Origin of the sequence: Polynucleobacter sp. es-MAR-4, from assembly GCF_018882055.1 — a bacterium.
GTDB lineage: Bacteria > Pseudomonadota > Gammaproteobacteria > Burkholderiales > Burkholderiaceae > Polynucleobacter.
On the sequence record NZ_JACVPF010000001.1, the window covers coordinates 353,096 to 379,206 of the forward strand.

General features: G+C 46.1%; 29 protein-coding genes. 6 read left to right on the top strand and 23 right to left on the bottom strand.

The features are described from left to right. From ICN16_RS01770 to ICN16_RS01870, 21 genes are all read right to left on the bottom strand, one after another. Positions 1-567, bottom strand: a complete 567-nt coding sequence (locus tag ICN16_RS01770) for a CvpA family protein (protein ID WP_216133327.1) — start codon at positions 565-567, stop codon at positions 1-3. Further along, a complete protein-coding gene (locus tag ICN16_RS01775; RefSeq protein WP_216133328.1) occupies positions 567-1,373 on the bottom strand; it encodes an SPOR domain-containing protein in 807 nt (268 codons plus the stop codon). Before ICN16_RS01775 ends, ICN16_RS01770 begins: the two co-directional genes overlap by 1 nt. Positions 1,374-1,376: 3 nt before the next feature. Next, positions 1,377-2,702, bottom strand: coding sequence for a bifunctional tetrahydrofolate synthase/dihydrofolate synthase (gene folC, locus ICN16_RS01780; protein WP_216133329.1), 1,326 nt, complete (start codon positions 2,700-2,702; stop codon positions 1,377-1,379). A gap of 5 nt (positions 2,703-2,707) precedes the next feature. Next, a complete protein-coding gene (gene accD, locus ICN16_RS01785) occupies positions 2,708-3,595 on the bottom strand; it encodes an acetyl-CoA carboxylase, carboxyltransferase subunit beta (protein ID WP_216133330.1) in 888 nt (295 codons plus the stop codon). A 21-nt stretch (positions 3,596-3,616) separates the two neighbouring features. Beyond that, positions 3,617-4,414: a tryptophan synthase subunit alpha gene (gene trpA, locus ICN16_RS01790; protein WP_216133331.1), complete on the bottom strand. Its 798-nt coding sequence runs from the start codon at positions 4,412-4,414 to the stop codon at positions 3,617-3,619. A gap of 48 nt (positions 4,415-4,462) precedes the next feature. Next, the gene (gene trpB, locus ICN16_RS01795) at positions 4,463-5,656 is read right to left on the bottom strand and encodes a tryptophan synthase subunit beta (RefSeq protein ID WP_015421170.1); all 1,194 of its coding nucleotides are present in this window, start codon (positions 5,654-5,656) and stop codon (positions 4,463-4,465) included. Positions 5,657-5,688: 32 nt separating this feature from the next. Continuing rightward, positions 5,689-6,363, bottom strand: a complete 675-nt coding sequence (locus ICN16_RS01800; protein WP_216133332.1) for a phosphoribosylanthranilate isomerase — start codon at positions 6,361-6,363, stop codon at positions 5,689-5,691. Positions 6,364-6,401: 38 nt separating this feature from the next. Beyond that, positions 6,402-7,229: a tRNA pseudouridine(38-40) synthase TruA gene (gene truA / locus ICN16_RS01805; RefSeq protein WP_216133333.1), complete on the bottom strand. Its 828-nt coding sequence runs from the start codon at positions 7,227-7,229 to the stop codon at positions 6,402-6,404. 8 nt (positions 7,230-7,237) lie between these two features. Continuing rightward, positions 7,238-8,623: a FimV/HubP family polar landmark protein gene (locus ICN16_RS01810; RefSeq protein ID WP_216133334.1), complete on the bottom strand. Its 1,386-nt coding sequence runs from the start codon at positions 8,621-8,623 to the stop codon at positions 7,238-7,240. Continuing rightward, positions 8,623-9,780 (bottom strand): aspartate-semialdehyde dehydrogenase, encoded by a 1,158-nt coding sequence (asd, locus tag ICN16_RS01815; protein WP_216133335.1) that lies wholly within the window; start codon positions 9,778-9,780, stop codon positions 8,623-8,625. Before asd ends, ICN16_RS01810 begins: the two co-directional genes overlap by 1 nt. Positions 9,781-9,831: 51 nt before the next feature. Further along, the gene (gene leuB / locus ICN16_RS01820) at positions 9,832-10,905 is read right to left on the bottom strand and encodes a 3-isopropylmalate dehydrogenase (protein ID WP_216133336.1); all 1,074 of its coding nucleotides are present in this window, start codon (positions 10,903-10,905) and stop codon (positions 9,832-9,834) included. A gap of 23 nt (positions 10,906-10,928) precedes the next feature. Next, positions 10,929-11,576: a 3-isopropylmalate dehydratase small subunit gene (gene leuD / locus ICN16_RS01825; RefSeq protein ID WP_216133337.1), complete on the bottom strand. Its 648-nt coding sequence runs from the start codon at positions 11,574-11,576 to the stop codon at positions 10,929-10,931. 27 nt (positions 11,577-11,603) lie between these two features. Next, a complete protein-coding gene (locus ICN16_RS01830) occupies positions 11,604-11,810 on the bottom strand; it encodes a hypothetical protein (RefSeq protein WP_216133338.1) in 207 nt (68 codons plus the stop codon). 9 nt (positions 11,811-11,819) lie between these two features. Further along, entirely contained in the window at positions 11,820-13,229 is a 1,410-nt protein-coding gene (leuC, locus tag ICN16_RS01835) for a 3-isopropylmalate dehydratase large subunit (protein WP_216133339.1), read from the bottom strand. An 18-nt stretch (positions 13,230-13,247) separates the two neighbouring features. Then, complete coding sequence (gltA, locus tag ICN16_RS01840; RefSeq protein ID WP_216133340.1) at positions 13,248-14,561, bottom strand: citrate synthase; 1,314 nt, start codon at positions 14,559-14,561, stop codon at positions 13,248-13,250. A gap of 83 nt (positions 14,562-14,644) precedes the next feature. Further along, entirely contained in the window at positions 14,645-14,914 is a 270-nt protein-coding gene (locus ICN16_RS01845) for a succinate dehydrogenase assembly factor 2 (protein ID WP_216133341.1), read from the bottom strand. After that, entirely contained in the window at positions 14,911-15,615 is a 705-nt protein-coding gene (locus ICN16_RS01850) for a succinate dehydrogenase iron-sulfur subunit (RefSeq protein WP_216133342.1), read from the bottom strand. Before ICN16_RS01850 ends, ICN16_RS01845 begins: the two co-directional genes overlap by 4 nt. A gap of 17 nt (positions 15,616-15,632) precedes the next feature. Then, positions 15,633-17,411 carry a succinate dehydrogenase flavoprotein subunit gene (gene sdhA / locus ICN16_RS01855; protein ID WP_216133343.1) on the bottom strand — a complete coding sequence of 593 codons (1,779 nt, stop codon included), beginning with the start codon at positions 17,409-17,411 and terminating at the stop codon, positions 15,633-15,635. A gap of 4 nt (positions 17,412-17,415) precedes the next feature. Continuing rightward, the gene (sdhD, locus tag ICN16_RS01860; protein ID WP_215374285.1) at positions 17,416-17,781 is read right to left on the bottom strand and encodes a succinate dehydrogenase, hydrophobic membrane anchor protein; all 366 of its coding nucleotides are present in this window, start codon (positions 17,779-17,781) and stop codon (positions 17,416-17,418) included. 24 nt (positions 17,782-17,805) lie between these two features. Continuing rightward, the gene (gene sdhC, locus ICN16_RS01865) at positions 17,806-18,225 is read right to left on the bottom strand and encodes a succinate dehydrogenase, cytochrome b556 subunit (RefSeq protein ID WP_216133344.1); all 420 of its coding nucleotides are present in this window, start codon (positions 18,223-18,225) and stop codon (positions 17,806-17,808) included. Positions 18,226-18,368: 143 nt separating this feature from the next. After that, positions 18,369-19,106 carry a GntR family transcriptional regulator gene (locus ICN16_RS01870; protein WP_216133345.1) on the bottom strand — a complete coding sequence of 246 codons (738 nt, stop codon included), beginning with the start codon at positions 19,104-19,106 and terminating at the stop codon, positions 18,369-18,371. Positions 19,107-19,257: 151 nt separating this feature from the next. Between ICN16_RS01870 and ICN16_RS01875 the strand changes: the two genes are divergently transcribed. Together ICN16_RS01875 and ICN16_RS01880 are read left to right on the top strand one after the other, a co-directional pair. Then, positions 19,258-20,247, top strand: a complete 990-nt coding sequence (locus ICN16_RS01875) for a malate dehydrogenase (RefSeq protein ID WP_216133346.1) — start codon at positions 19,258-19,260, stop codon at positions 20,245-20,247. 12 nt (positions 20,248-20,259) lie between these two features. Beyond that, positions 20,260-20,634, top strand: a complete 375-nt coding sequence (locus tag ICN16_RS01880) for a hypothetical protein (RefSeq protein ID WP_216133347.1) — start codon at positions 20,260-20,262, stop codon at positions 20,632-20,634. Positions 20,635-20,716: 82 nt separating this feature from the next. Here the strand turns inward: ICN16_RS01880 and ICN16_RS01885 are convergent, their stop codons facing one another. Beyond that, on the bottom strand, positions 20,717-21,928 hold the full coding sequence (locus ICN16_RS01885) for a DUF2863 family protein (RefSeq protein WP_216133348.1): 1,212 nt from the start codon (positions 21,926-21,928) through the stop codon (positions 20,717-20,719). Between the two features lie 11 nt (positions 21,929-21,939). Next, positions 21,940-22,716 carry a peroxide stress protein YaaA gene (yaaA, locus tag ICN16_RS01890; RefSeq protein WP_216133349.1) on the bottom strand — a complete coding sequence of 259 codons (777 nt, stop codon included), beginning with the start codon at positions 22,714-22,716 and terminating at the stop codon, positions 21,940-21,942. 68 nt (positions 22,717-22,784) lie between these two features. Between yaaA and ICN16_RS01895 the strand changes: the two genes are divergently transcribed. Genes ICN16_RS01895 through ICN16_RS01910 form a run of 4 tightly spaced genes read left to right on the top strand, consistent with a single transcriptional unit; the run spans position 22,785 to position 26,111 of the window. Continuing rightward, positions 22,785-23,987, top strand: coding sequence for a methionine aminotransferase (locus ICN16_RS01895; protein ID WP_216133350.1), 1,203 nt, complete (start codon positions 22,785-22,787; stop codon positions 23,985-23,987). 38 nt (positions 23,988-24,025) lie between these two features. Next, positions 24,026-24,733, top strand: a complete 708-nt coding sequence (locus ICN16_RS01900) for a glutathione binding-like protein (protein ID WP_216135583.1) — start codon at positions 24,026-24,028, stop codon at positions 24,731-24,733. 1 nt (position 24,734) lies between these two features. After that, complete coding sequence (locus ICN16_RS01905) at positions 24,735-25,589, top strand: 3-hydroxybutyryl-CoA dehydrogenase (protein WP_216133351.1); 855 nt, start codon at positions 24,735-24,737, stop codon at positions 25,587-25,589. Between the two features lie 42 nt (positions 25,590-25,631). After that, positions 25,632-26,111, top strand: coding sequence for a DUF3429 domain-containing protein (locus ICN16_RS01910; RefSeq protein ID WP_370625594.1), 480 nt, complete (start codon positions 25,632-25,634; stop codon positions 26,109-26,111).

The following is a 26,111-nucleotide window of genomic DNA, read 5'->3' on the forward strand; positions in this document are numbered from 1 at the left end:
CTAGATCCCTATGGTTAATGAAGGTGTTACGGTAGGAGTAATTTTAGGCATTGCATCACCTAATTGTTTTGCCCAATCTGCTGGCAACCAAGTTTTAATTAAGCCAGTTGCCATATCAATTGCTGGACGAGTAATTGCTTTTTGCCATGCTGCACTTTGAGGTATTGGCGTGAGAGCCGCTAACGTGGCCATCACGACCACTACTAAACCGCCACGAGCTAGGCCAAAAACCAAACCCAAAAAACGATCCGTCATACTCAAGCCAGCAGATAGAATAATTTTTTGAATTACATTGCCGATCAAACCACAAACAATCAAAGTCAAGATAAATAAAATCAGAAAACTTACGCCCAAACTTAATAACTCATCCATGTGGAATGTAGACAACCATTCAACAGAAAGATAGTTGGTGTAGTGGTATGCAATCCAGGCTGCAATAAACCAAGAGGCCAGCGCCAGCACTTCTTTGAATAGACCCCGAGAAATTCCCACCAAAGCTGAAACCAATAGTACTACCAGGGTGAAGTAATCCACCGTAGTTAACTTCAAGGTGGATAAATACTCCATTAGGGAGCTCCAACCTCAACCAGCCTTGGAGATAAGCCCATAGCCTTAACTTTTTTCTCAGCTGCCTCGGCTGCATCCTTGTCGGCAAATGGACCTGCTCTCAATACATAAAGCTTGACGCCATCAGCACCAGTTTTATTAATTACGTAGTTAGGGATCTTTTGATCCTTCATCTTAGCAATCCAACCCTTTGCACGATCTTCAGAAGCAAAGGCACCAATCTGAATGACGTACTTACCAGGGCCAGCTTTTTTGGGAAGCTCTTCAGTTTTGGATTTAGCGAGCGCATTTGGCGCGGCAATTACTTCCTCACCTGCAGCCAAACCAATCGAGTTTGCTTTACTTGGCGCGGGAGCTGTTTTGGCATCAGCCTTGACTTCAGGTTTCGCTTCAGGAGTTGGTGCAACTACAACTTCTTTTATTTGTGCGGCTTCTTTTTCTTTTGCAGGCGTCTCAACTACAGCAGCAGGCTTAGTCTTTTCATCACTTGCAGGCATTGAAGCATTAGGCGCTGGCAGGCTGGTAACGATGTTCACAGCAATATCATTATTTACGGATTTAGGCTTGTTATCCAGAATGCGCGGCAAGCCGACCACTGCAATTAAAACCAATACAGCGGCGCCAATCAGGCGATGTCGAGCACGTTGTTGCTCTGGATCTTCGGTAAGCGCAAGCTCTTCACTTTCTTGAGCGCGCTGAAAGCTACGAGGGGCTAATTTATTTACGGTACGACGACCCCTGACTGAACCTCGGTCAAGGTCTTCAGTCTCAGAGTTTCGCTTAAAAAGCTTCGGTAAACGAATCATGGATCAATGGGCCTGGTTGTTTCGATATGCCATTACGCCGGCAACGGTATAGAAGGATCCGAAGATGACAATTCTATCACCCTCACCTGCCTTAGAAAGCGCTTTTTGATAGGCTGCAGCAGGGTCTGGGAAACATTCAATTCCGCCATCCTCACCATTTTTAGTGCTTACCCCCAGCCCCACCAGCTTCTCGGCTAAAACTTCAGCACTGGCAGCACGAGGTGTTGGCAAATCCGTACAAAACCAAAAATCAACGCTATCCAATAATGGCTTAATAACTCCGGCTATATCCTTATCCGCCATTGCACCAAAAATGGCATAGGTATAGGGGTGGTAACCCATTTTCTCGAGACCTTGTCCTAGCGTAGCAGCTGCATGGGGGTTATGCGCGACATCCAGAACGACGGTAGGTTGACCAGGAAGCACCTGAAAGCGGCCAGGCAACTCTACTAATGCGAATCCATTGCGAATATCTTGAGCGCTGACTGGGAGGCGCTGATGCAATGCCATGAGAGCCGCAATCACGGCAGAGGCATTCAGGATTTGGTTGGCGCCTCGCAAAGCCGGATAACCAAGGCCGCTAAAGCGTTTTTGTCGCCCTGCCCAACCCCACTGCTGCTTATCACCCTGAAAGTTGTAGTCACGGCCTTGCAGCCATAAATCACAGCCCAGCTTTTCAGCGTAATCAATAAGAGATTGCGGCGGCACAGGGTCGCCGCAAACCGCAATAGCCCCAGCACGAAAAATGCCAGCCTTTTCCCGTCCAATAGCTTCGCGAGTACCACCCAGAAAATCAGCATGGTCAATATCAATGCTGGTTACTATCGCGCAATCCGCATCCACAATATTGACGGCATCAAGGCGGCCGCCCATACCAACCTCAAGGACAACGGCATCTAAATTCGCTTTCGAAAATAAATGCATGATCGCCAAGGTAGTAAATTCAAAATACGTTAAGGTCGGAGCATCTACTAGGCTTACTCGGGCCTTTTCAACGACAGCAAAATGTTCTAGTAAGAGATCATCTTTGACCTCTTCACCATTGACGCGAGCGCGCTCGTTAAAGTTGAGCAAGTGTGGGGACATATGGCAACCCACCTTATAGCCAGATGCTAACAAAATACTTTCGAGATAAGCGCAAGTAGAGCCCTTGCCATTGGTGCCAGCCACTGTAATGACAGGACATTCGAAATGAAGCCCTAAAGCTGCTTTGACACGATTGATACGGTCAAGACCCATGTCGATACCGACAGGGTGAGCTGTCTCGAGGTGACTAAGCCAAGCCGCTAGGCTAGAGAAAAGAATGGGGGTTTGGTGTGCGGAGCTCAAGCGCTTTATACAGCTGCGCTACCCGCAATCGCAGGCTCAGGAAGCTGCTGGAGTAATGCCAACAGCCGGGCAATTTCACCGCGCATCTGGCGACGATCAACAATCATGTCAATGCCACCCTTTTGCATCAAAAACTCAGAGCGCTGAAAACCTTCTGGCAATTTTTCACGAACGGTTTGCTCGATAACGCGTGGTCCAGCAAAACCAATCAAAGCCTTGGGCTCAGCCATCACCACGTCACCCATAAAGGCGAAGCTGGCAGAAATTCCACCCATCGTTGGATCGGTTAAGACACTGATGTATGGCAAACCTTTTTTAGACAGCAAGGTCAACATGGAGTTCGTCTTAGCCATCTGAAATAAGGAGAGCAAACTTTCTTGCATACGCGCACCACCAGTTGCGGTGATACAGATAAAAGCACACTTCTTGGCAATAGCCTCTTGAACGCCTCGAGCAAAGCGCTCGCCAACAACGGAACCCATGGAGCCGCCCATGTATTGGAACTCGAAACAGGCAGCTACTACGGGGATACTTTCAATCTTGCCACCAAGAACGATTAAGGCTTCAGACTCACCAGAGGCATCATTCGCCTCCTTAATGCGGTCTGGGTATTTCTTGGAATCTTTAAATTTCAGTGGGTCAGTTGGATAGATGTCAGCACCGATCTCGTAGCGACCTTTTTCATCCAACAAGCTGTCCAAACGCAAACGCGCACCGATGCGCATATGGTGACTGCATTTAGGACAAACCGATAAATTAGCTTCAATATCAGTGCTGTAAAGAACAGTTTCGCAGCTGGGGCACTTAACCCACAGTCCCTCAGGTACAGATTTGCGGTTAGCAGGATCCGTATGTTGGATTTGTGGGGGTAGTAATTTATCGATCCAGCTCATCAGTTTTAACTATCCAGTGCATTAACTATCTAAAGCGACGCGAATTTCACGTATGAAGGTTTCAAGTGATTGTACCGCCTGGCCAGGGGCAGAATCCTCCAAAAGTCGAATAATTCGACTACCAATTACCACTGCATCTGCTGTTTTTGATACTGCACGGGCACTTTCGGCATCATTAATCCCAAATCCCACTGCAATCGGGATTGGGGTGGCTTCACGGATTTTGGGGATGATGCTAGCCACATCCTGAGTATTTAGGTGAGAGGCGCCAGTCACCCCTCTCATAGAGACGTAATAGATATAACCAGAAGCTATTTTGGCTGCATCCTTTATGCGTTCTGGTGATGAAGTGGGTGCCAATAGAAAAATTGGGTCAACTCCGGCAATCTTCATACGAGCTGCAAAGTCCTCACACTCCTCTGGCGGGTAATCCACGACAAGCACACCATCAACGCCGGCAGCTTTAGCTTCAGTTGCAAAGCGCTCTGCCCCCATTTGCTCAACAGGATTGGCATAGCCCATCAATACAACTGGCGTATCCGCATCAGTTTTACGAAATTCTTTCACCATATCCAAGCAGCCGTGCAAAGTAACGCCCTGAGAGAGCGCTCTTTCAGATGATCGCTGAATCACCGGACCATCTGCCATCGGATCAGAAAAGGGAACTCCAAGTTCAATCACATTCGCACCACCGCGAACTAATGCATGCATTAACTCAACAGTGAGTGTTGGATCTGGGTCGCCCGCAGTGATAAAAGGAATAAGCCCCTTCTTGCCTGAAGCTTTTAGTTCATTAAAGAGTGCAGTAATTTTTGACATGGCAATTCGAAATTATTATTTTTATGTGAGTTCGTAAACGACTTCGACTTAACCTTCGGAGCCAGTAGCTTGTGCGACGGTATGCATATCTTTATCACCGCGACCAGACAGGTTCACCAAGATCGTCTTATCTTTAGAAAGTGTTGGCGCTAATTTGCAAGCGTATGCAATTGCATGTGAAGACTCTAAAGCAGGAATGATGCCTTCGATGCGACAGCAATCATGGAATGCCTTAAGGGCCTCTTCATCAGTTACCGCAACATAGTCAGCGCGACCCGAATCTTTTAACCAGGCATGCTCAGGTCCAACGCCCGGATAATCCATGCCAGCAGAAACAGAGTGGGTTTCAGAAATCTGACCATTCTCATCTTGCAATAAGTAGGTACGGTTTCCGTGCAACACGCCGGGCTTACCAACGCAAAGTGCTGCGGAGTGAAGGCCGCTATTTAAGCCATGGCCTGCCGCTTCAACACCAACCAATTTCACTTCTGGGTAATCAATATAGGGGTAGAAAATACCCATGGCATTAGAGCCACCACCAACACAGGCCATGACATAGTCAGGCTGACGCCCAGTCATTTCAGGCATCTGCACTTTGCACTCTTCACCGATCACACTCTGAAAATCTCGGACCATCATTGGATATGGGTGAGGACCTGCAACAGTACCAATGATGTAGAAAGTGTCTTCTACGTTGGTAACCCAATCACGCATTGCCTCATTGAGTGCATCTTTGAGGGTTTTCGTTCCGGATTCAACAGGCACTACTTTTGCACCAAGCAATTTCATACGAAATACGTTTTGAGCTTGACGCGCAACGTCGACAGATCCTTGATACACAGTGCAATCCAAACCAAAGCGTGCACAAATTGTTGCAGTAGCTACGCCATGCTGCCCTGCTCCAGTTTCAGCAATAATGCGCGGCTTACCCATGCGCTTGGCCAGCATCGCTTGACCAATGACGTTATTAATTTTGTGTGCGCCTGTGTGATTTAAATCTTCGCGCTTGAGATAGATTTGCGCACCACCCAGCATCTCACTCCAACGCTTAGCATGATAAACCGGTGATGGACGACCTACGAAATGTTTGAGCTCGTAATGAAACTCTTCTAGGAATTCTGGATCGTATTGGTATTTTGCGTAAGCTGCTTTGAGTTCATCCAAAGCGAACATGAGTGTTTCAGAAACAAATACGCCACCATAAGGACCGAAGTGCCCTCGTGCATCTGGCTTATCGTACATAAATACCTCTTTTGATTAGTTGCAGCAAATAATTAAGATGATGTGCTTGCGTCTGCCGCTCGCACTGCCTCGATGAACTGCTTCATCAAAGCGTGATCTTTTACACCCTTGCTGATTTCTACGCCGCTTGAGACGTCAACCGCGCAAGGATGAAGACGAGCAATAGCTTCGCCCACGTTGTGAACGTTCAATCCACCACTCAAAACGACCTGAGGCGCGTTTGCGCTTATCCATGCTTGTGGAATTCCTGACCAATCAAAAGGAACGCCCCCTCCACCGAAGCCCTCAACAAGAGCATCTAGCAAAAAGGCGTTTGCATGCCTATATTGTAGGGAAAAATCATTAAACGCGAAGCCGGGTCCAACGCGTGCAGCCTTCATCCATGGTTGCCCTGCCGCTAAGCGTTCACATCCCCCTGGGGATTCGTCCCCATGAAACTGCCACAAAGTGATCGGGGCAGCTGCCCTAATGGCCTCAAATTCAGCGTCAGAGGCATTTACAACCAAGCCGACGGCATCGACCCCGGCTGGGAGCCTAGAAATCAATGCAGCAGCAATATTAGGGGTTACGGCTCTTGGACTAGGGGGATAAAAAACAAAACCAACCGCGTCTACACCAGCGGCAACAGCAGCATCAACATCTGCAGGCGTCTTCAGGCCGCAGATTTTGACCCTAGTTCGGCCAGGAGAGTTGGTAAGTAAGCCCATATGGGAAATGATAAGGCCTTAAGCAAATAAAGACCTGCTTAGGCGTAAACCGCCTTAGGTAACCAAGAATTAGCCAACCAAGGCTTGGGGATCTGAAATTCATCTGGGTAGGCAATTAGCGCCAAATAGAGACCAGCCGGAGAAAACGTAGGTGCTGCAATACTGCGGTCTTTAGCTGCCAGAACCTCTGCCATCCATCCTGCTTTTTGCTTGCCAACGCCGATTTGAATAAAACTGCCAACTAGATTGCGTACCATGTGGTGCAAGAAAGCATTCCCCTTGATCTTGAAATACAACCAAGGCTCATCCGAGAAAATCTCGATGGAATACATTGTCTTTACTGGCGTCTTACTTTGACACTCTGAAGATCGAAAAGAGGTGAAATCATGCTCACCAATCAAACAATTGGCAGCCTCTCTCATGGCATCAACATCAAACCAGCGATCTGCTGGAAGCATCACATAACCTGCACGGTCTGCGGCCATGGGAGAGCGGCATGGTCCAGCATGTAGCGCGTAAATATAAGTGCGCTCATGAGCAGAATATCGAGCACTAAATTCTGCCGGTACAGCTTGAGCCCAGTTAATCACAATCGATTCAGGCAAAAAAGTATTAACTCCTCTAACCCAAGACCAGTTATCTCTCTCAACTTCGACATCAAAATGAACTACCTGGCCTAAGGCATGAACACCGGTATCAGTTCTACCCGCCGTGATTACTCGAATGGGATTAGATTTAACTCCATCTACTCCAACGAATGCAGAAATCGCTTTCTCTAATTCGTCTTGAATCGTATTCTGATTTACCTGGGACTGCCATCCTGAATAGGGGCTGCCATCATACTGAAGGCCTAGAGCGATGCGCATAGTGACACTTAAGAATCTCTCTGCGACAACTCGGTCAGCAAGCCTTGCGCCTCAACTGTAATTGCCGGGTCAATTGAGCTACCAATATGAACAATTTCTTGAAGCGATTTCTTGGCTGCCGCAAAGTCTTCAATAGTGATGTAGGCTCGAGCTAAATTCAACTTTACCCGTAGTGCATCTGCCAGAGGATTTACATCGGCGACTAAAGTTGGAGTAGATTTTTTGTTTGGAGTTAAATCCAAATCAATTCCTGCAAATAAAGCTTTGGCACGATCAGGCATTACCCCATGAGATGAATGATGCTCCTTGGGTGTCGTGACTTCTTTAGGAACGCTGCCTGCAAAATTACGAGCTTCCGAACGACGCGCATTTTTTGCCAATAACCAAAGCAATAAACCAGTAAGCCCCATTAACACCAAGGCAAAAATTGCTGGAGCAAAACCACCGAGGCCAAAAGTGCCGTCAATCTTTGTGGCGTCTGACGATTTACCCTTAGCCTGATCAAGCAAACGCTGCAAATCGGCAATATTCTTTTCAAGTTCAGCAATGCGAACCCGTGTTTGCTCAAGAGCTTTTTCTTGAGCTACTAGGTCTTCCGTATAGCGGCGCTCTTCTGATCCAGCTTCAGCACTTGATCCAATTTTGAGTCGATCTTTTGGTGCTGTATCTGCATTATTTTTTATAGAGCCTGTACTTTGTGATCCACTCTTCGCATCACGCTCAGATAACCATTGGGCATATGACTCGGCTACAAACTGTTGAGCTTCTGCTGGACTGATTGATCGCAATAAGGCTTGATTTGGTTGATTCAGCTCGGCACCAGCCTCAAGACGGTTAATACTGCCGCTAGCAAATGCATCAGGATTGGCCTTAAATAAAGCCATCATAGTTTGATCAAGGGTCGCACCCTGCAATTGAGGCGCTAATTGCGCAGCAATTTCAGAAAGGGTTTGACCAGGCTTGACTTGAATTTTTTGGGCATCACCCAATAGCAATGTATAGGTTTTAGTAAGGCTACCTGCAGACCAATTCAGTGTCAGCAAAACATCCAAGAATGGATCTTCTGTCATTGGCACTGACTCAACCGTCTCTAACAAGACCATCAACTGCTCTTGCTGATTGCGATAAACCATTGCCTGAGGATTCAGAGCAAGTATTCTTTGAGAAATCCCCAGTCGATCGTAGGCAGTTTTATTGGCGATGCTGACATTTAAGCTGGAAAGAGCAGATTGCTCATCAGCACCAACTCGAATTGGTAACTCTACCTTTAGTGGTTCACCGGGTCTTGAAAAAAGTTTTGGGGAGCCAAGAGAAATGGCCGCCGCTGCACAGGACCAACTTAGCCAAACTAAGCAAAGCGCTCTTGCAAACTGAATCTGGCTAAATCTGAACATTAGTGCTCTAACAAGATACGAAGCATACGACGTAATGGCTCCGCAGCACCCCATAAGAGTTGATCACCAACAGTAAAGGCACCGAGGTATTCTGGACCCATAGCCATCTTATGGAGGCGGCCAATAGGCACTGTCAAAGTGCCACTAATTGCAGCTGGGGACAACTCACGCTCAGTAGTCTCGCGATCATTTGGAATGACCTTAACCCACTGATTGTCGTTAGCCAAAATAGCTTCGATTTCCTTTAGTGGAATATCTTTTTTGAGTTTGACTGTGAGGCCTTGTGAGTGGCAACGCATCGCGCCAACGCGAACGCACAAGCCGTCAATTGGAATGCTTCCAGGAGTTCTAAATGCTGGACGGCCCAAGATCTTATTAAACTCTGCGCCGCCTTTCCACTCTTCTTTAGTTTGACCATTCTCAACAGGAACATCAATCCAAGGAATTAAGCTACCTGCTAATGGGGTATTGCGGAAATTTTTCTTTGGAAAATCAGGTGAGCGCAAAGTTTCAGTAATCTTACGGTCGATATCTAAAATCCAGGAGGATGGATCAGCCAACTCTGTAGCTACGCTGTCACGCAACGCACCCATTTGCAAAAGTAGTTCGCGCATATTCTGTGCGCCAGCCCCAGAAGCAGCCTGATATGTCATGGCGCTGATCCACTCAACCATGTCGGCCTTAACTAAGCCGCCCATCGCCATCATCATTAAGCTAACTGTACAGTTGCTACCAATCCAGTTCTTTCCACCGGCAGCCAATGCCTTATCAATCACCGGACGATTTACTGGATCCAAAACTAAAACAGCGTCTTCCTTCATGCGCAATGCACTAGCTGCATCAATCCAATGACCTTGCCAACCAGCAGCGCGTAGCTTAGGGAAAATCTCGTTGGTATAGTCGCCGCCCTGACAAGTCAAAATAATGTCGCAACGAGAGAGTGCTTTGATGTCGTTCGCATCAAGCAAAGTATTTTCGCTCTTAGTAACCTTCTGACCATTCAAGAGTGGCACTTCACCGCCAGCTTGGCTAGTGCTGAAAAATACTGGCTCAATAAGATCAAAGTCTTTTTCTGCCAGCATTCTCTCCATAAGAACGCTACCAACCATACCGCGCCAGCCGACTAAGCCTACTAATGGTGTTTTTGTATTTGCCATGATGATCAACTATCTATTGAGTGTGATGAATGATTTAAATATATAAGACTCTTAGTTTGAGAGAGCGGCTACTACAGCATCACCCATCTCAACAGTGGAAACTTTTTTCGTGCCTTCTGTATAGATATCAGCTGTGCGCAGACCCTGAGACAAGACCTTTTGAACCGCTGCCTCAATGCGGTCCGCTTCAGCAGGCAGGCCTAATGAGTAACGCAACATCATGGCAGCCGAAAGAATAGTTGCCAATGGATTGGCAATACCCTTGCCAGCAATATCCGGAGCAGAACCGTGACTTGGCTCATAGAGCCCTTTATTGTTTTTATCCAATGAAGCTGACGGCAGCATGCCAATAGAACCAGTCAACATTGAGGCTTCATCAGAAAGAATATCACCAAACAAGTTCCCGGTCACGACTACATCAAACGCCTTTGGTGCTTTCACCAATTGCATTGCTGCGTTATCAACATACATATGCGATAACTCAACGTCTGGGTAATCTTTACCTACGCGGATCATGACATCACGCCAGAGCTGTGAGGTCTCCAATACATTTGCCTTATCAACGCTACAAACTTTTTTGCCGCGCTTACGTGCCGCCTCAAAAGCAACGCGACCAATACGCTCTACTTCTGGCTCGCTGTAATGCATCATGTCGTAGCCTTCACGCGCACCCTTAAATAACGGGAGTTCTGAAGTTCGAATACCACGTGGTTGACCAAAGTAAATATCGCCGTTGAGCTCGCGAATAATCAATATATCTAAACCACTAACGATTTCTGGCTTCAGGCTAGAAGCAGCAGTTAATTCGTCATAACAAATTGCAGGCCTAAAATTGGCAAACAATTCCAAATGCTTACGCAAACCTAAGATGGCCTGCTCAGGGCGAAGTTCACGAGCTAAGGTGTCATATTTCCAGTCACCTACAGCACCGAACAAAATGGCATCTGCTTTTTTAGCAAGCTCTAATGTTGCAGGTGGTAATGGATGACCTGCCACATCATAGGCGGCACCGCCAACTGGGGCAGTCTCAAGATCAAATTTAGGGCCGAGCGCGTTTAATACCTTAACGGCTTCAGCAACGATTTCCGGGCCGATACCATCGCCCGGTAGGACTGCAATTTTCATGAAAGGCCTTTAACTCTATAAAACTACGGCAGTTGTGTCGCAAGCCAAGGCATCTTGAGGATGCGCTCAGCTTCGTAAGCCTTGATTTTATCTGCATGTTGCAGGGTTAAGCCAATATCGTCCAAGCCATTGAGCAGGCAGTGCTTTCTAAATGGTGCTACATCGAAGCTATAGGCTGTGCCATCGGGGGTGATCACTTGCTGAGCTTGTAGGTCCACCGTAAGCTGGTAACCGCTAAAAGCCAAGGTTTCATTAAATAAATGGTCTACCTGCAGCTCAGAGAGAACAATTGGTAAGAGGCCATTTTTAAAGCAATTATTGTAAAAAATATCAGCAAAACTTGGGGCAATTACAGCCCTAAAGCCATATTGATCTAGCGCCCATGGAGCATGCTCACGAGAGCTACCGCAGCCAAAGTTCTTACGCGCCAGCAAAATACCCGCATCCTTATAACGCGGCTGATTTAATACAAAGTCTGGGTTAATTGGTCGGGTACTGCAATCTTGACCTGGCTCACCATGATCTAAATAGCGCCACTCATCGAACAAATTCTGACCAAAACCAGTTTTTTTAATGGATTTTAAGAATTGCTTTGGAATGATGGCATCGGTATCTACGTTCTCGCGATTAAGCGGAGCAACCAAACCTTTGTATACCGTAAATTTTTCCATAATGATCTTCTGCTGAATTCCTAGAGCTTACTTAACGGGAGTAACAACAACATCTTTCCCTTTAGTTTGGGATTGGTTGTTACTGGTGTTGCCGCTACCACCCATTGAATTACCCATGGTCTGAAGATCTTTTCCAACACCTTCCATAGTATTGGCGCAGGCTGAGAGGATGATGCCGATAACAGCAACGATGGATAATTTTTTAATAATGGTGAATGAAGATAATTTAGACATCAGTATTCCCTAGGAAATCTTACGAACATCAACAAAATGACCTTCAATAGCAGCTGCTGCAGCCATTGCTGGGCTAACTAAATGCGTTCTTCCACCATTACCTTGACGACCTTCAAAATTACGATTTGAGGTAGATGCGCAACGCTCACCAGGTTCAAGGCGATCTGCATTCATTGCCAAACACATAGAACAGCCAGGTTCACGCCACTCAAAGCCAGCAGCCTTGAATACGCGATCCAAACCTTCACGTTCAGCCTGAGCTTTTACCAAGCCAGATCCAGGAACGACCATAGCCAATTTGACATTAGCTGCAACTTTCTTGCCGAGGCGATCAACCACCTTCGCGGCAGCACGAATATCTTCAATGCGGCTATTAGTGCAAGATCCGATGAATACCTTATCGATAGCGATGTTACTTAAAGGAGTATTCGGAACGAGATTCATGTACTCAAGTGCACGCTCCATCGCGGAACGCTTATTAGGATCACGCTCTTTCTCCGGATCTGGAACGCGGTCACTGATAGCGAGAACCATTTCCGGTGAAGTGCCCCAAGTCACTTGTGGTGCAATCTCTTCAGCTCGCAACTCGACCACGGCATCAAAGTGTGCATCTGGATCTGAATGCAAAGTGCGCCAGTATTGCAAAGCGTGGCGCAAAGCCTCACCCTTAGGCGCGTAAGGTCTACCTTGAATATATTCGATAGTGGTTTCATCTACAGCCACTAGTCCAGCGCGAGCACCGGCCTCAATTGCCATATTGCAGAGGGTCATGCGACCTTCCATAGACAGATTACGAATTGCTTCGCCTGCAAACTCAATGGTGTAACCAGTGCCGCCCGCAGTACCAATCTTGCCAATCACGGCAAGCACGATATCTTTTGCAGTGGAACCTGGTTGTAGGCGTCCATCCACCTTAACCAACATATTCTTGCTCTTTTTCATGAGCAAGGTTTGGGTGGCCAATACATGTTCCACCTCTGAGGTACCGATACCAAATGCCAGTGCGCCAAAAGCGCCATGAGTACTAGTGTGAGAATCACCGCAGACAACAGTCATACCCGGCAATGTGGCACCCTGCTCTGGCCCAATGACATGAACAATTCCTTGACGGAGATCGTTCATTTTGTATTGAGTAATACCAAAGGCATCACAGTTTTGATCCAACGTATCTACTTGCAACTTAGAAATCGGATCGGCGATTCCTTCGGAGCGATCTGTCGTTGGAACATTGTGATCTGAAACCGCCAGATTGGCAGAGATGCGCCACACTGGTCGGCCTGCAAGATTTAACCCCTCAAAAGCTTGAGGACTTGTCACCTCGTGCAATAACTGACGATCTATATAAATTGTGGCCGTGCCGTCCTCTTCGGAATAGACGACATGGTCATCCCACAATTTGTCGTAAAGCGTACGTGACATGTAAACCCTCTAAAGCTTTTATTTACGCACAGTAATGTTAGGAACCTTACGTGAAGTTTCCCCAACATATAACTGACGTGGACGGCCAATCTTGTACTCAGGATCAGTAATCATTTCTTCCCACTGAGCAATCCAACCTACTGTTCTTGCTAAGGCAAAAATACAGGTGAACATTTCTGTTGGGACGCCTAGTGCACGCTGAACAATTCCAGAGTAAAAATCAACGTTTGGATAAAGCTTGCGACTTACGAAGTATTCGTCTTCCAAGGCAATCTTCTCAAGCGTCATGGCTAACTTGAACAATGGATCATTCTCAAGACCCATTTCCTTTAGCACTTCATGGCATGTTTCGCGCATTAACTTAGCACGTGGATCGAAGTTTTTATAAACGCGATGGCCAAAACCCATCAGACGAACGCTAGAGTTCTTGTCCTTAACTTGCGCAATGAAGTCACCAATCGTATCTACGCCACCATTAGCTTGAATCTCATTCAACATCTGTAAGCAGGCTTCGTTGGCACCACCGTGAGCAGGACCCCAAAGGCAAGCAATACCTGCAGAGATAGCAGCAAATGGATTAGTGCCAGAAGAACCACACAAACGCACTGTTGATGTAGAAGCATTTTGCTCATGATCAGCATGCAATGTAAAGATGCGATCTAAGGCGCGAACCAATACTGGATTAACTTTGTACTCTTCGCAGGGCGTTGCAAACATCATGCGCATGAAGTTTGCAGTGTAAGACAAGGAGTTGTCAGGATAGATGAATGGTTGACCTACAGAATATTTGTAAGCCATTGCAACCAATGTTGGCATCTTAGCAATCAAGCGAATTTGAGCAACTTCACGAGCCTTAGGCTGACTGTAATCAATCTCATCATGATAGAAGGCAGCCATTGCACCAACCAAACCAGTCAAAACTGACATTGGATGCGCATCACGACGGAAGCCGCGCAAGAAGAATTGCATTTGTTCATGAACCATTGTGTGGTGCATAACCATTTCTTCAAAATCTTTTTTCTGTTTAGCGTTTGGCAACTCGCCATTCAACAACAGGTAGCAAACTTCCAAGAAGTCGCAGTTGTGTGCGAGATCTTCAATTGGGTATCCACGGTAAAGCAGCTCACCTTTATCGCCGTCGATGTAAGTAATTTTGCTATTGCATGAAGCGGTAGACAGAAATCCTGAATCGTAGGTGAACTTACCGGTTTGACCGTAAAGTTTGCGAATATCAATTACATCAGGACCAATCGTGCCTTTGTAAATTGGCAAGTCGATATCTGGTGTGCCGTCCGAAAACGATAATTTTGCCTTGATGTCCGATTCAATCATTTCTAATCCTTAGTCATTCAAATTGATGATTAATACACTATTTGATCATGCGTCTGTACTGCTGCTGCATCCAAAAAGCTGAGTTATTTCTGTCTCAGTTTTTGTAAAACCGCCTTAAAGGCAGCTTCTTGAGATTCATTTTCCAGCGCAGCAACAGAATCTTTTCGACCGATTAATAAATCCATCAAGTCATTGTCTTCTAAAGCTAACAACTGGGTTAATACTTTGCCATCTTCTGCATTGAGTTGAGCGCCGTAACGCTCAAAAAAACGCTGCAGAATTAAATCGTTTTCAAGCAAACCCCTGCGGGCATCACTCTTTAAGCGATATAACTCTGCATTACTTAGGGTCATACTGCCCTGCGAACCATTAATTCCTTGATCTTTCCAATTGCCTTGGTTGGATTCAAATGCTTAGGACATACATCCACGCAGTTCATGATGGTATGGCAGCGGAATAAACGGTATGGATCTTCCAGGTTGTCTAAACGCTGTGCAGTATCTTCATCACGACTATCAGCGATAAAGCGATAGGCCTGCAACAAACCTGCTGGTCCAACGAACTTATCAGGATTCCACCAGAAAGATGGGCATGAGGTTGAGCATGATGCGCACAAGATGCACTCATACAAACCATTTAATTCTTCACGCTCTTCAGGGCTTTGGAGACGCTCTTTTTCAGGAGCTGGATTGTCGTTAACTAAGTAAGGCTTAATGGACAAGTATTGCTTAAAGAACAAGGTCATATCCACAATCAAATCGCGCACAACTGGTAAACCAGGCAATGGGCGCAATGTAATTACTTTAGGCAAGGTCAACATATTAGTTAAGCAAGCCAAGCCGTTCTTACCGTTGATGTTCATTGCGTCAGAGCCACAAACACCTTCGCGACATGAACGACGATAGGAAATTGATTCATCTTGTTTCTTCAAAGAAATCAAGGCATCTAACAACATACGCTCGCCAGTTAACTCAAGCTCATAACGCTCCATGCGAGGAGCTGCGTCGACATCTGGATCGTAGCGGTAAATTTCAAATATACGAATATCACTCATTTTTAAATTCTCTTCGCTTAGAAAGTACGTTCTTTAGGAGGGAAAGACTCAACTGTCAATGGCTTCAGAACAACCGGCTTGTAATCTAAACGGTTGCCTTCGCTATACCAAAGCGTGTGCTTCATCCAGTTGTCATCATCACGCTCTTGATGATCATCATGAGAGTGTGCACCGCGACTTTCAGTACGAGCAGCTGCTGAGATCATGGTTGCATTTGCAGCTTCGATCAAGTTGGCAACTTCCAAAGCCTCGATACGAGCGGTATTGAAAATTTCAGACTTGTCTTTGAGCCACAAATGTTTAGCACGTTCAGTGAGCTTGGCCATTTGACGAACACCTTCATCCATCAATTCTTGATTACGGAATACGCCAGCATATTTCTGCATAGTTTTACGAATGTCGTTTGCAACATCTTGCGCATATTCACCAGAAGTTGAATTATCAAGAACGGCAATACGAGCCATTGTTTGTTCGCCAGCATTTGCAGGTAATGGTTTGAACTCACGATTCTTGAGATCCATTGCAACAATATGATTACCAGCAGCGCGACCAAACACGAGCAAGTCGAGTAATGAGTTTGTGCCTAAGCGGTTTGCGCCGTGAACGGATACGCAAGAACACTCACCGATGGCATAGAGACCATTAACGATTTCGTTATGTTTGCCATTGGCTGGCACAACAACTTGGCCGTTAATGTTGGTAGGAATACCACCCATCTGATAGTGAATTGTTGGTACGACTGGAATTGGTTCTTTAGTAACGTCAACGTTAGCAAAGTTAATGCCGATTTCATAAACAGAAGGCAAGCGCTTCATGATGGTCTCGGCGCCGATGTGGGTTAAGTCGAGAACAACATAATCACCGTTAGGACCGCAACCGCGCCCTTCTTTGATCTCCTGGTCCATGCAGCGAGAAACGAAATCGCGTGGCGCTAAGTCTTTATAGGTTGGAGCGTAACGCTCCATAAAGCGCTCGCCATCTTTATTACGCAAGATGCCGCCTTCACCACGGCAACCTTCTGTCAACAATACGCCTGCACCAGCTACGCCAGTTGGGTGGAATTGCCAGAACTCCATGTCTTCCAATGGAATGCCTGCGCGTGCTGCCAGACCCATACCGTCGCCGGTATTAATAAATGCGTTTGTCGATGCATCCCAAATACGACCTGCACCACCAGTAGCCATCATGACCACTTTAGTTTCAAGGATGTAAACCTGGCCGGTTTCCATTTCAAGCGCAGTAACACCAACAACATCACCTGCGTCGTCACGAATCAAATCCAAGGCTAACCACTCAACAAAGAAATTGGTCTTTGCGCGCACGTTGCGCTGATACAAAGTGTGCAACATTGCGTGACCAGTACGGTCAGCAGCTGCGCAAGCGCGCTGAACAGCCTTCTCACCGTAATTAGCAGTATGTCCACCAAATGGACGCTGATAAATCGTGCCATCTGGATTGCGGTCAAAAGGCATACCAAAATGCTCTAGCTCATAAACGACTTTAGGAGCCTCACGACACATAAACTCGATGACGTCTTGGTCACCTAACCAATCAGAACCTTTGATGGTGTCATAGAAGTGATAGTGCCAGTTATCTTCACTCATGTTGCCCAGTGAGGCACCAATACCACCTTGTGCAGCAACAGTGTGTGAGCGAGTTGGGAAAACTTTAGTTAACACCGCTACGTTCAAGCCAGCTTCTGCTAATTGCAAAGAAGCGCGCATACCTGAACCACCTGCACCAATAATTACCGCGTCGAAACGGCGGCGTGGCAATGCTTTTTTAATCGCGGTCATTGAATTACACTTTCCACAAAATTTGTACGGCATAAGCCGCACAGGCTACGAGATACAAAACAGTTAACACTTGCAGTGTTAAACGAATGCTGACAGGCTTGATGTAATCCATCCAGATATCACGGATACCAATCCAAGCGTGATAGAACAAACTGATGAAGAATAAAAGCGTCAATAGCTTCATGAACTGATTGCTAAACAATCCAGCCCAACCTTCATAAGTTGCGCTACCAGTAATGCAATAGTCAACTAACAATACGATCGTAAAAACTACCATCACAATGGCAGTCACGCGTTGAATGATCCATTCTTTAAGGCCGTAGTGCGCGCCCACAACTAAGCGCTTCGGTCCGATTTGATAAATAGGCATTAGATTTCCTTAATGAAGAAGTGCTTAGTACAAGCCGAATAGTTTGAGACCAACAATCGCAGTCAAAGCGAGACCTAAGAAAAATACAAAGATCGCTGAGCGGTTGGCATCAGCCTTTTCAACACCAATCTCTAAATCCAACAACAGATAGCGGATACCAGCGCAGAAATGGTGTAAGAAAGACCAAATCAATCCCAGAAGAATAATTTTTACCAGCACGTGGCCAGTAATTGCCTGGAATTTTTGGTAGCTCATCTCCGAAGCAAGGCTCTGATCAAAAAGATAGAGCAAGAAAGGCAACATTAAAAACAATGCCGCCCCACTAATGCGATGAAGAATAGAAACTTTTCCAGCCCAAGGAAGGCGGTACTTGATTAACTGGGCAAGACCAATATTTCGGTAAACCGGTCTATCTTTTTTTGCGTTTTGCTGTGCATCAACCATGGGCAATCTCAATCTTTCGGTGGAGGTTCAGTGTGGTTTTGTTGTGTTGCAACATATTCTATTGGAAACCTTGGGGGTGGTGGGGACTTTTTAGCGTTTAAAGGGGTTAAATAGTGGTTTTTACTGATTTTTGAGTGTACTACTTAGTTCAATTTATTGTCGTAATGCTGATCAGAAGTGTCATACCTAGCGCGACGAATTTCTACTGGTTTATTCCCGTAGGTAAAAGCTACGCGCTCAACGGATAACAAGGCGGAACCTTCTGGAACCTCCAAGTACCTGGAAAGCTCTGAATTTGCTAGAACAGCCTTAATTTTTTCTTCCGCCCTCACCATATGTGTGGCGTACTCACTTTCATAAAAAGCGTACATTGGACCAGGCCAGGCATTGAGCGCATCCAAAGTAAGCCCCTTAAAGCGCCCCTCTGGCAGCCAAATCTCCTCAAAAACGATTGGGCGACCGGATGAGCTTTGGACTCGATCTATCCGAATAACAGGGTCACCTGCCTTTAATTTAAGCAACTTAGCGATATATGCATCAGATTGAGTGTTTTCACAGGCTAAAAACTGGTTTTTTAGGTGCAACTTCTCACCAGAATCAGGCTCTAAACGTAAAAAACGGTACTGAAAATCTTCTTCTTGATGAGTGGCCACAAAAGTACCCTTACCTTGACGGCGCACTAGTAAATTTTGGGCTGCCAACTCATCTATTGCCTTACGAACAGTCCCCTGGCTGACGGCATAGCGCGCCGCAAGCTCCATTTCACTGGGGATGGCATCGCCTGGCAACCATTCTGAGGCCTGCAAACTAGCCAAAATCATGGCTTTGATTTGCTCATAAAGCGGACTAAATGAGGCTATGGGTTCAGATATCGATGACAAATTAACTCCAGGGCAGCTTCTATTGGATAAAATTCAAGCTTATCTCATATCTTATATAAGACATGATTGACAGTGTAAATGGAAAGTCCCTACACTTGAATGGATAATAGAAAAGATTTCAATTAATTAACCTCAACTGGAGTTATTAGTAATGGCAAAAGCCCCAATGCGTGTTGCAGTCACCGGTGCAGCCGGTCAAATCGGATATTCCCTCCTCTTTCGCATCGCCAACGGCGACTTGTTAGGGAAAGATCAGCCAGTAATCCTCCAGTTGCTCGAAATTCCAGATGAAAAAGCTCAAAAAGCACTTGCTGGCGTGATGATGGAATTAGAGGACTGCGCATTCCCATTGCTAGCTGGTATGACAGCGCATTCTGACCCAATGACAGCATTCAAAGATATCGACGTTGCTCTGTTGGTTGGCGCACGTCCACGCGGTCCTGGCATGGAACGCAAAGATTTACTCTCCGCTAATGCCCAGATTTTCACTGCCCAAGGTAAGGCATTGAATGCAGTTGCTAAGAAAACTGTGAAGGTATTGGTTGTTGGTAACCCAGCAAATACCAATGCTTACATCGCCATGAAGTCCGCACCAGATATTCCTGCGAAGAATTTCACTGCAATGTTGCGCTTGGATCACAATCGCGCGCTTTCACAATTGGCTAACAAGTTAAATAAGCCTGTTGCTGATATTGAGAAATTGGTTGTTTGGGGTAACCACAGCCCAACAATGTATCCAGACTATCGCTTTGCAACCATTGATGGCAAATCTGTAAAAGACAGTATCAACGATGCAGCATGGAATAAAGATACTTTCATTCCTACAGTTGGCAAACGTGGGGCAGCGATTATTGAAGCACGTGGCTTATCTTCTGCCGCATCTGCAGCTAACGCAGCAATCGATCACATTCGTGACTGGGTTCTCGGCACAAATGGCAAGTGGGTGACTATGGGCATTCCATCCAAAGGTGAATATGGTATTCCTGCTGAAGTAATTTACGGCTATCCAGTAATTTGCGAAAACGGCGAATACAAAATGGTTGAAGGCTTGGAAATCGATGAGTTCTCACGTGAGCGCATGAACCACACCCTCAACGAGTTACTTGAAGAACAAGCTGGTGTTAAGCACCTGCTCTCATAAGGATTACTACACATGAAGAAATCTCTTCTCATCGTTAGCCTAGCAACAGCCGGACTCCTAGGTTCAGCATCAGCGATCGCCAACGAAGAAGTATCCACTTGGACTTGCAGCGAAAGTAAGCAATTCAAGACTTCAGGAACAACGGAAACGGTTCGCCTGACTTGGGAATCTAAAACGTTTGATTTGAAACGCGAAAACTCCCTTCCAGGAAGCTTGCGTTACAAAAACACCAATACTGGTCACGACCTTGTCGTGTTAGGTAATAAGGCCATGTTATTTAACATTAAGTCTGGAACACGCCTTGCTGATTTCTGCCAAACCGCAGAAATGAAAACAGGTAAGCTTCCGCACTTGTTTGCTAACTCAGAGCCATTTACACAGAACTAGAAGTCATTTCTTCAAAAAATAAAAAAGCCGAGAAATTCTCGGCTTTTTTTGTGGCTATCTTTTTTAAGAGACTTATATTTGATTAATGAAACAGTGGCTGCTGTGTAGGCGCATCATCCGGCAATTCTGCATGCACAGCATCACCCGATCGATCTGGAAATAACGGTGCTCCGCAATCATCACAAAGCTCAGGATCAAATAGCATTGCATGACGGAACACATCTTCAACCCCAGCATCACGAAGTGCATCTGCAATTCGCTTCATCGGACTCTCATCGTCAGATAAATCATTTAGAGCATCATTGGCAACACTCTCACGATCATAGAGCGGCCAGATTACGCCATAAACTACCTCCGATGAACCCTTCAAGCTAAATGAAATGCGGTATTCATCCGCCTGCTCCTCTCCAAATGCGCCCACCACACAAGACAATCCGGCTGGTAAAACTCCCAGCGTGCTCTCAAGAAAATTCACGCCAGCACGAATACTCAATGGGCGCACTTGTTTGTCAGCCAAACGGCAGTTTGTAAAGTAGGCTTCTGGTAGCAAGAGCTCAAACTCACAACCCGGTAAAAGTGCGGCAATAGGTTCTTGCATTGCGTTTTGCCAGCCTATCAAACTAACGCCACGCTCTTGACGTGTTGGCGCTTCAGCTTGCCATCGGAATAGCGGCGAGCCAGAGGGTGCAGCAACAGCTGCAATGATGAAGCGTGGATCAGCCAATACCGCAATTGTTTCTGACATCTCTCGTAGCTCTAACTTCACCTCGCTAGCGCTAATAGCTGCTGTAGCCAAAGCCTCGGTTAGTAGGCGAGTTTGGCAATGCGAATGTGGCATTTGATCGATGCTGTAGAGCCAGGGAACAATAGCTAGGCGCGCATCCGTGGAAGCAATTGAACCATGCAATGCAGTAGCAATAGATTCAATAACATTGACTGGTAGCGAACCGGAAGGAATCTGATAGCGGGTGTGGGCCACAATTGGCAAAGCCAATAAAAGAACATCCCAAGCTTGACCCTCATGCTCCATAGTGAGCGATTCAGCTAGCGTCTCCGCGGAATCGGCCAGAACTTCAAAGGCTACGGTATTGATTCGGAATGTTTGATCCAGGGCCGCATCAATCACATTCTGATTTTGACTTTTAAGCAATCGCATGAGGCGAACATTTAAACGCTCTTCCCAAAAACGATCTTCAATCTGACTTCCAGAGGCGGCTAAAGAAATTGCGTCAGCTACTAAGCGCTCCACATCTGGAGAAGCGCGTTGTGAGGATTTAGTGCGATGAACAGCCATAGTGCACCCTCCTACTTTCTCTCTGGACGTCTAAATAATGGTTTTTCTGGTTTCGATTCAGAGGCTACATATTTGTAACCATCTAAATTGAAGCTCTTTATATCAGCAGGATCAGTGATACGATTTTCTACTACATAGCGAGCCATTAAGCCCCTAGCCCGCTTGGCATAGAAAGAAATAATTTTGTATTTCCCATCTTTGCCATCCTGGAATACAGGAGAAATCACTGGGCAATCCAGGTTCTTTGCTTGCAATACCTTGAAATACTCTTCAGAGGCCAGATTAAGCAGGAAGGGCTTCTTTTGCTTCTCAAGCACCTTCTTTAGAGAATCTGTCACACGCTCACCCCAGAATGCGTAGAGATCTTTGCCTCGGACATTTTTGAAAGACGTACCCATCTCTAGTCGGTAGGGCTGCATTAAATCAAGTGGGCGCAATGCACCATATAAGCCAGAGAGAATACGGACATGGTCCTGTGCAAAATCAATAGACTTGGCCTTTAGGGTCTTAACATCAAATCCATCGTAGACATCGCCATTAAAGGCATAAATCGCCGGCTTGCTATTTTCCTCCGTAAACTTCTTCGACCAATCTCGATAGCGCCCGACGTTCAGGGCTGCCAATTGATCCGACAAGCCCATCAGATTAGCAACCTCCTGAGGGGAAAGCTGCTTCAGATCAGCAATAAGCTTTGCCGATTCCGAGGCGAACTCCGGCAAAGTCGCAGTCTTAACCTTGACAGGCGTTTTGTAATCTAAGGATTTAGCGGGTGAAAGTACGATCAACATGGCACAATTTGAATATGAATTTCTACCATTCTAGCGACTACCTACCTTATTTGCCCTAAACCGACTGCATGGACCAAAACCCACCTCCGACCCCCGCCTTTCCCAGTCGCCTACCCGATGCGGGGATAACAGTCTTTACAGTGATGTCTGCCCTTGCTGCAAAGCATGAAGCCATTAACCTGGGTCAAGGCTTCCCGGATTTCAATTGTGATCGAGAACTCATCTCCGATGTCAATACGGCAATGCTTGCCAATCACAATCAATATCCCCCAATGGCTGGGGTTGCAGAGCTGCGGGAGATTGTGGCTCAGAAAATTGCTAATTTGTATGGTTACATCTACGACTCCGACACAGAGATCACCATTACTGCCGGCGGCACACAGGGGATCATGACGGCAGTCTTGTCTTGCGTCAGTCCAGGCGATGAAGTTGTCATTATTGAACCTGCCTACGATAGCTATCGCCCATCAATTGAATTGGCTGGTGGAAAAACTGTCGCCGTATCTTTGACCGCCAATCGCGATGACCATGGTAGCGTCATTTCCTATTCAATTCCCTGGGATGATTTAACCCGAGCAATTAATCCTAAAACGCGACTCGTCATCATTAACACCCCGCACAACCCAACTGGCATGGTGTGGCAAATGTCTGATCTTGATCGCTTAGCTAACTTGGTAAGAAATACCAATGCACTAGTCCTGAGTGATGAGGTCTACGAGCATATGGTTTTTGAGGGGCAAGGTCATATCAGCGCTTCTAGTCACCCTGAATTAGCAGCACGCAGTTTTCTCATATCAAGCTTTGGTAAAACTTTTCACGTCACAGGCTGGAAAGTTGGCTATGTAGCGGCACCAGCAGCCATGATGAAAGAATTTCGAAAGGTACACCAGTTCAACGTATTTACTGTGAACACGCCTATGCAATACGGCTTAGCGCAATACCTCAAAAATGCAGATCATTACTTAGGGCTATCAGATTTTTATCAAGCTAAGCGAGATTACTTCAGAAGGGGCTTGAATAAAACTGGTTTTAACTTGCTACCTGCATCAGCAACTTATTTTCAGTGTGTCAATTACAGCAAACTCAATATCCCTCAAGCTAAGATGAATGAGGCTGATTTTTGCTCATGGTTGACGACTAAGATTGGTGTAGCAGCAATTCCTGTTTCCGCTTTCTACGCCAAACCGATTGAGTCAGGCGTCATTCGTTTTTGTTTTGCCAAAAAAGAAGAGACGCTTTCTGCAGCACTTGAGCGCTTACAAACCCTGTAAAGGTATTGATTATGAGTACAAGCAAATCCAATAAAGGCATCATTGATGTTTACAGTTGGCCTACTCCAAATGGCCACAAGATCCACATCATGCTCGAGGAGTGCGGCTACAAATTAGGCAAAGACTGGATTGCCCATCCAATTGATATTGGGGCTGGCGATCAGTTCAAGCCGGATTTCTTGGCAATGAGTCCCAATAACAAGATACCTGCGATTACAGATCCAAATGGTCCGGATGGCAAACCCATCCACCTCTTTGAGTCTGGCGCCATCTTGCTCTACTTAGCCGCAAAAACAGGTAAGTTTTTACCCAAATCAACCCGAGCCAAATATGAAGTCCTGCAATGGCTTATGTTCCAGATGGGTGGCTTAGGCCCTCTTTTGGGTCAAAACCACCACTTTCGCATTTATGCACCCGAAAAAATTGACTATGCAATCACTCGCTACACTAATGAGGCTAAGCGACTATATGGGGTAATAGATCATCAACTGAAAGATAATCCCTATATTGCTGGAAAAACTTACTCCATCGCTGATATCGCCATATTTCCATGGACACGCAATTGGAAGAACCAAGGGATTGATATCAATGAGTATCCGCATTTCAAGCGTTGGTTTGAAATGATTGGTGAGCGCCCAGCTGTGAAGCGTGGCATTGAAGTGTTAACCGCATTACGTAAGCCCTTGCATGATGACAAAGCAAGAGAGCAATTATTTGGTTCATCACAGTATCAAAAAAGGAAATAGCATGAAGATTCAATCAGTCGGAGTCATTGGCGCAGGAACTATGGGCAATGGAATTGCACAAGTCTGCGCAGTTGCAGGTCTCGATGTCGTGATGGTTGATATTAGCGATGCTGCGGTTGAACGTGGCTTGAGTCAAATTAGCAAGAGCTTAGATCGTTTGGTTAAAAAAGAAACCCTCACAACCGAAGCTAAAGATGCGGCATTAAAACGCATCAAGGGCAGCACTTCATACGCTGACTTTAAGGGTCTGCAATTAGTGATTGAAGCTGCAACTGAAAACCAGGCTATTAAAGAAAAAATTTTGAAGCAAGTAGATGAGATCGTCGGCAAAGAAACTATTATTGCCACAAATACATCTTCACTTTCTATCACCAAGCTTGCAGCTTTAGACTCCGACCCAAGCCGTTTCATTGGCATGCACTTTTTTAACCCGCCGCCGATGATGGCATTAGTGGAAGTCATTCGGGGATTGCAAACTTCAGATGCAACGCACTCAGCCATTATCGAAATGGCCAAGCGTATTGGCAAAGAGCCGATCACCGTTAAGAACTCCCCTGGATTTGTTGTGAACCGCATTTTGTTGCCAATGATTAACGAAGCCTTCTTCGTTCTATACGAAGGCTTAGCCAGCCCTGAGGACATTGATGCCGGCATGAAATTAGGTTGCAATCAACCTATCGGACCGCTTGCTTTAGCCGACTTGATTGGTTTGGATACCTGCCTTGCAGTGATGGAAGTCTATTTTGAAAACTTCAGCGATTCAAAATATCGCCCTTGCCCACTGCTTCGCGAGATGGTTGCTGCTGGCTACCTTGGTCGTAAGACTGGGCGTGGCGTCTATACCTACGATCAGTAATCATTTAACTCACCATCAATTAACCCAAATAAAGAAGTTTTTGTGAACCCATTGCCCCCTCTAGTTCGTAAATTAGCCTACGCTGGCTTAATTCCATTTGTCGGTCTTGCTTTAATGGTGCAGTTGGCACCAACACCCTTGAATTATTTAAGCGCGGAGTCGCTGGCTGGTTACGGCGCAGTTATTACTGCGTTCATGGGCGCACTCCATTGGGGCGCCAATTTGCACACCTTAGGTAAATCACCTCCGGGCGATCGTTGGGAAGATCGGAACGCCTGGATTTGGGGTGTAATACCCGCATTGGTGGCCTGGGTTGCACTACATATTTATATTCCTGTTGGCCTAGTGATCTTGGCCTCCGCTTTGGTTATCCAACGCAATATCGATAAAGAAACTTATCAGCACTATTTTTCAAGTGAAGAGGCTTGTTCTGCATTCATCACTTTACGCAATCGACTGACGCTAGTTTCTTCGGGCTGCTTGGTTTGGGCAGCTCTAGTCATCTTGTTTGTGCAAAACTAA

What these genes read in the sequence shown, in the direction of transcription:
- ICN16_RS01770 (WP_216133327.1), bottom strand. Translation starts at nt 567, where the DNA reads ATGGAGTATTTATCCACCTTGAAGTTAACTACGGTGGATTACTTCACC.
- ICN16_RS01775 (WP_216133328.1), bottom strand. Translation starts at nt 1,373, where the DNA reads ATGATTCGTTTACCGAAGCTTTTTAAGCGAAACTCTGAGACTGAAGAC.
- accD (WP_216133330.1), bottom strand. Translation starts at nt 3,595, where the DNA reads ATGAGCTGGATCGATAAATTACTACCCCCACAAATCCAACATACGGAT.
- trpA (WP_216133331.1), bottom strand. Translation starts at nt 4,414, where the DNA reads ATGTCAAAAATTACTGCACTCTTTAATGAACTAAAAGCTTCAGGCAAG.
- trpB (WP_015421170.1), bottom strand. Translation starts at nt 5,656, where the DNA reads ATGTACGATAAGCCAGATGCACGAGGGCACTTCGGTCCTTATGGTGGC.
- ICN16_RS01800 (WP_216133332.1), bottom strand. Translation starts at nt 6,363, where the DNA reads ATGGGCTTACTTACCAACTCTCCTGGCCGAACTAGGGTCAAAATCTGC.
- truA (WP_216133333.1), bottom strand. Translation starts at nt 7,229, where the DNA reads ATGCGCATCGCTCTAGGCCTTCAGTATGATGGCAGCCCCTATTCAGGA.
- ICN16_RS01810 (WP_216133334.1), bottom strand. Translation starts at nt 8,623, where the DNA reads ATGTTCAGATTTAGCCAGATTCAGTTTGCAAGAGCGCTTTGCTTAGTT.
- asd (WP_216133335.1), bottom strand. Translation starts at nt 9,780, where the DNA reads ATGGCAAATACAAAAACACCATTAGTAGGCTTAGTCGGCTGGCGCGGT.
- leuB (WP_216133336.1), bottom strand. Translation starts at nt 10,905, where the DNA reads ATGAAAATTGCAGTCCTACCGGGCGATGGTATCGGCCCGGAAATCGTT.
- leuD (WP_216133337.1), bottom strand. Translation starts at nt 11,576, where the DNA reads ATGGAAAAATTTACGGTATACAAAGGTTTGGTTGCTCCGCTTAATCGC.
- ICN16_RS01830 (WP_216133338.1), bottom strand. Translation starts at nt 11,810, where the DNA reads ATGTCTAAATTATCTTCATTCACCATTATTAAAAAATTATCCATCGTT.
- leuC (WP_216133339.1), bottom strand. Translation starts at nt 13,229, where the DNA reads ATGTCACGTACGCTTTACGACAAATTGTGGGATGACCATGTCGTCTAT.
- gltA (WP_216133340.1), bottom strand. Translation starts at nt 14,561, where the DNA reads ATGATTGAATCGGACATCAAGGCAAAATTATCGTTTTCGGACGGCACA.
- ICN16_RS01845 (WP_216133341.1), bottom strand. Translation starts at nt 14,914, where the DNA reads ATGACCCTAAGTAATGCAGAGTTATATCGCTTAAAGAGTGATGCCCGC.
- ICN16_RS01850 (WP_216133342.1), bottom strand. Translation starts at nt 15,615, where the DNA reads ATGAGTGATATTCGTATATTTGAAATTTACCGCTACGATCCAGATGTC.
- sdhA (WP_216133343.1), bottom strand. Translation starts at nt 17,411, where the DNA reads ATGACCGCGATTAAAAAAGCATTGCCACGCCGCCGTTTCGACGCGGTA.
- sdhD (WP_215374285.1), bottom strand. Translation starts at nt 17,781, where the DNA reads ATGCCTATTTATCAAATCGGACCGAAGCGCTTAGTTGTGGGCGCGCAC.
- sdhC (WP_216133344.1), bottom strand. Translation starts at nt 18,225, where the DNA reads ATGGTTGATGCACAGCAAAACGCAAAAAAAGATAGACCGGTTTACCGA.
- ICN16_RS01875 (WP_216133346.1), top strand. Translation starts at nt 19,258, where the DNA reads ATGGCAAAAGCCCCAATGCGTGTTGCAGTCACCGGTGCAGCCGGTCAA.
- ICN16_RS01880 (WP_216133347.1), top strand. Translation starts at nt 20,260, where the DNA reads ATGAAGAAATCTCTTCTCATCGTTAGCCTAGCAACAGCCGGACTCCTA.
- ICN16_RS01885 (WP_216133348.1), bottom strand. Translation starts at nt 21,928, where the DNA reads ATGGCTGTTCATCGCACTAAATCCTCACAACGCGCTTCTCCAGATGTG.
- yaaA (WP_216133349.1), bottom strand. Translation starts at nt 22,716, where the DNA reads ATGTTGATCGTACTTTCACCCGCTAAATCCTTAGATTACAAAACGCCT.
- ICN16_RS01895 (WP_216133350.1), top strand. Translation starts at nt 22,785, where the DNA reads ATGGACCAAAACCCACCTCCGACCCCCGCCTTTCCCAGTCGCCTACCC.
- ICN16_RS01905 (WP_216133351.1), top strand. Translation starts at nt 24,735, where the DNA reads ATGAAGATTCAATCAGTCGGAGTCATTGGCGCAGGAACTATGGGCAAT.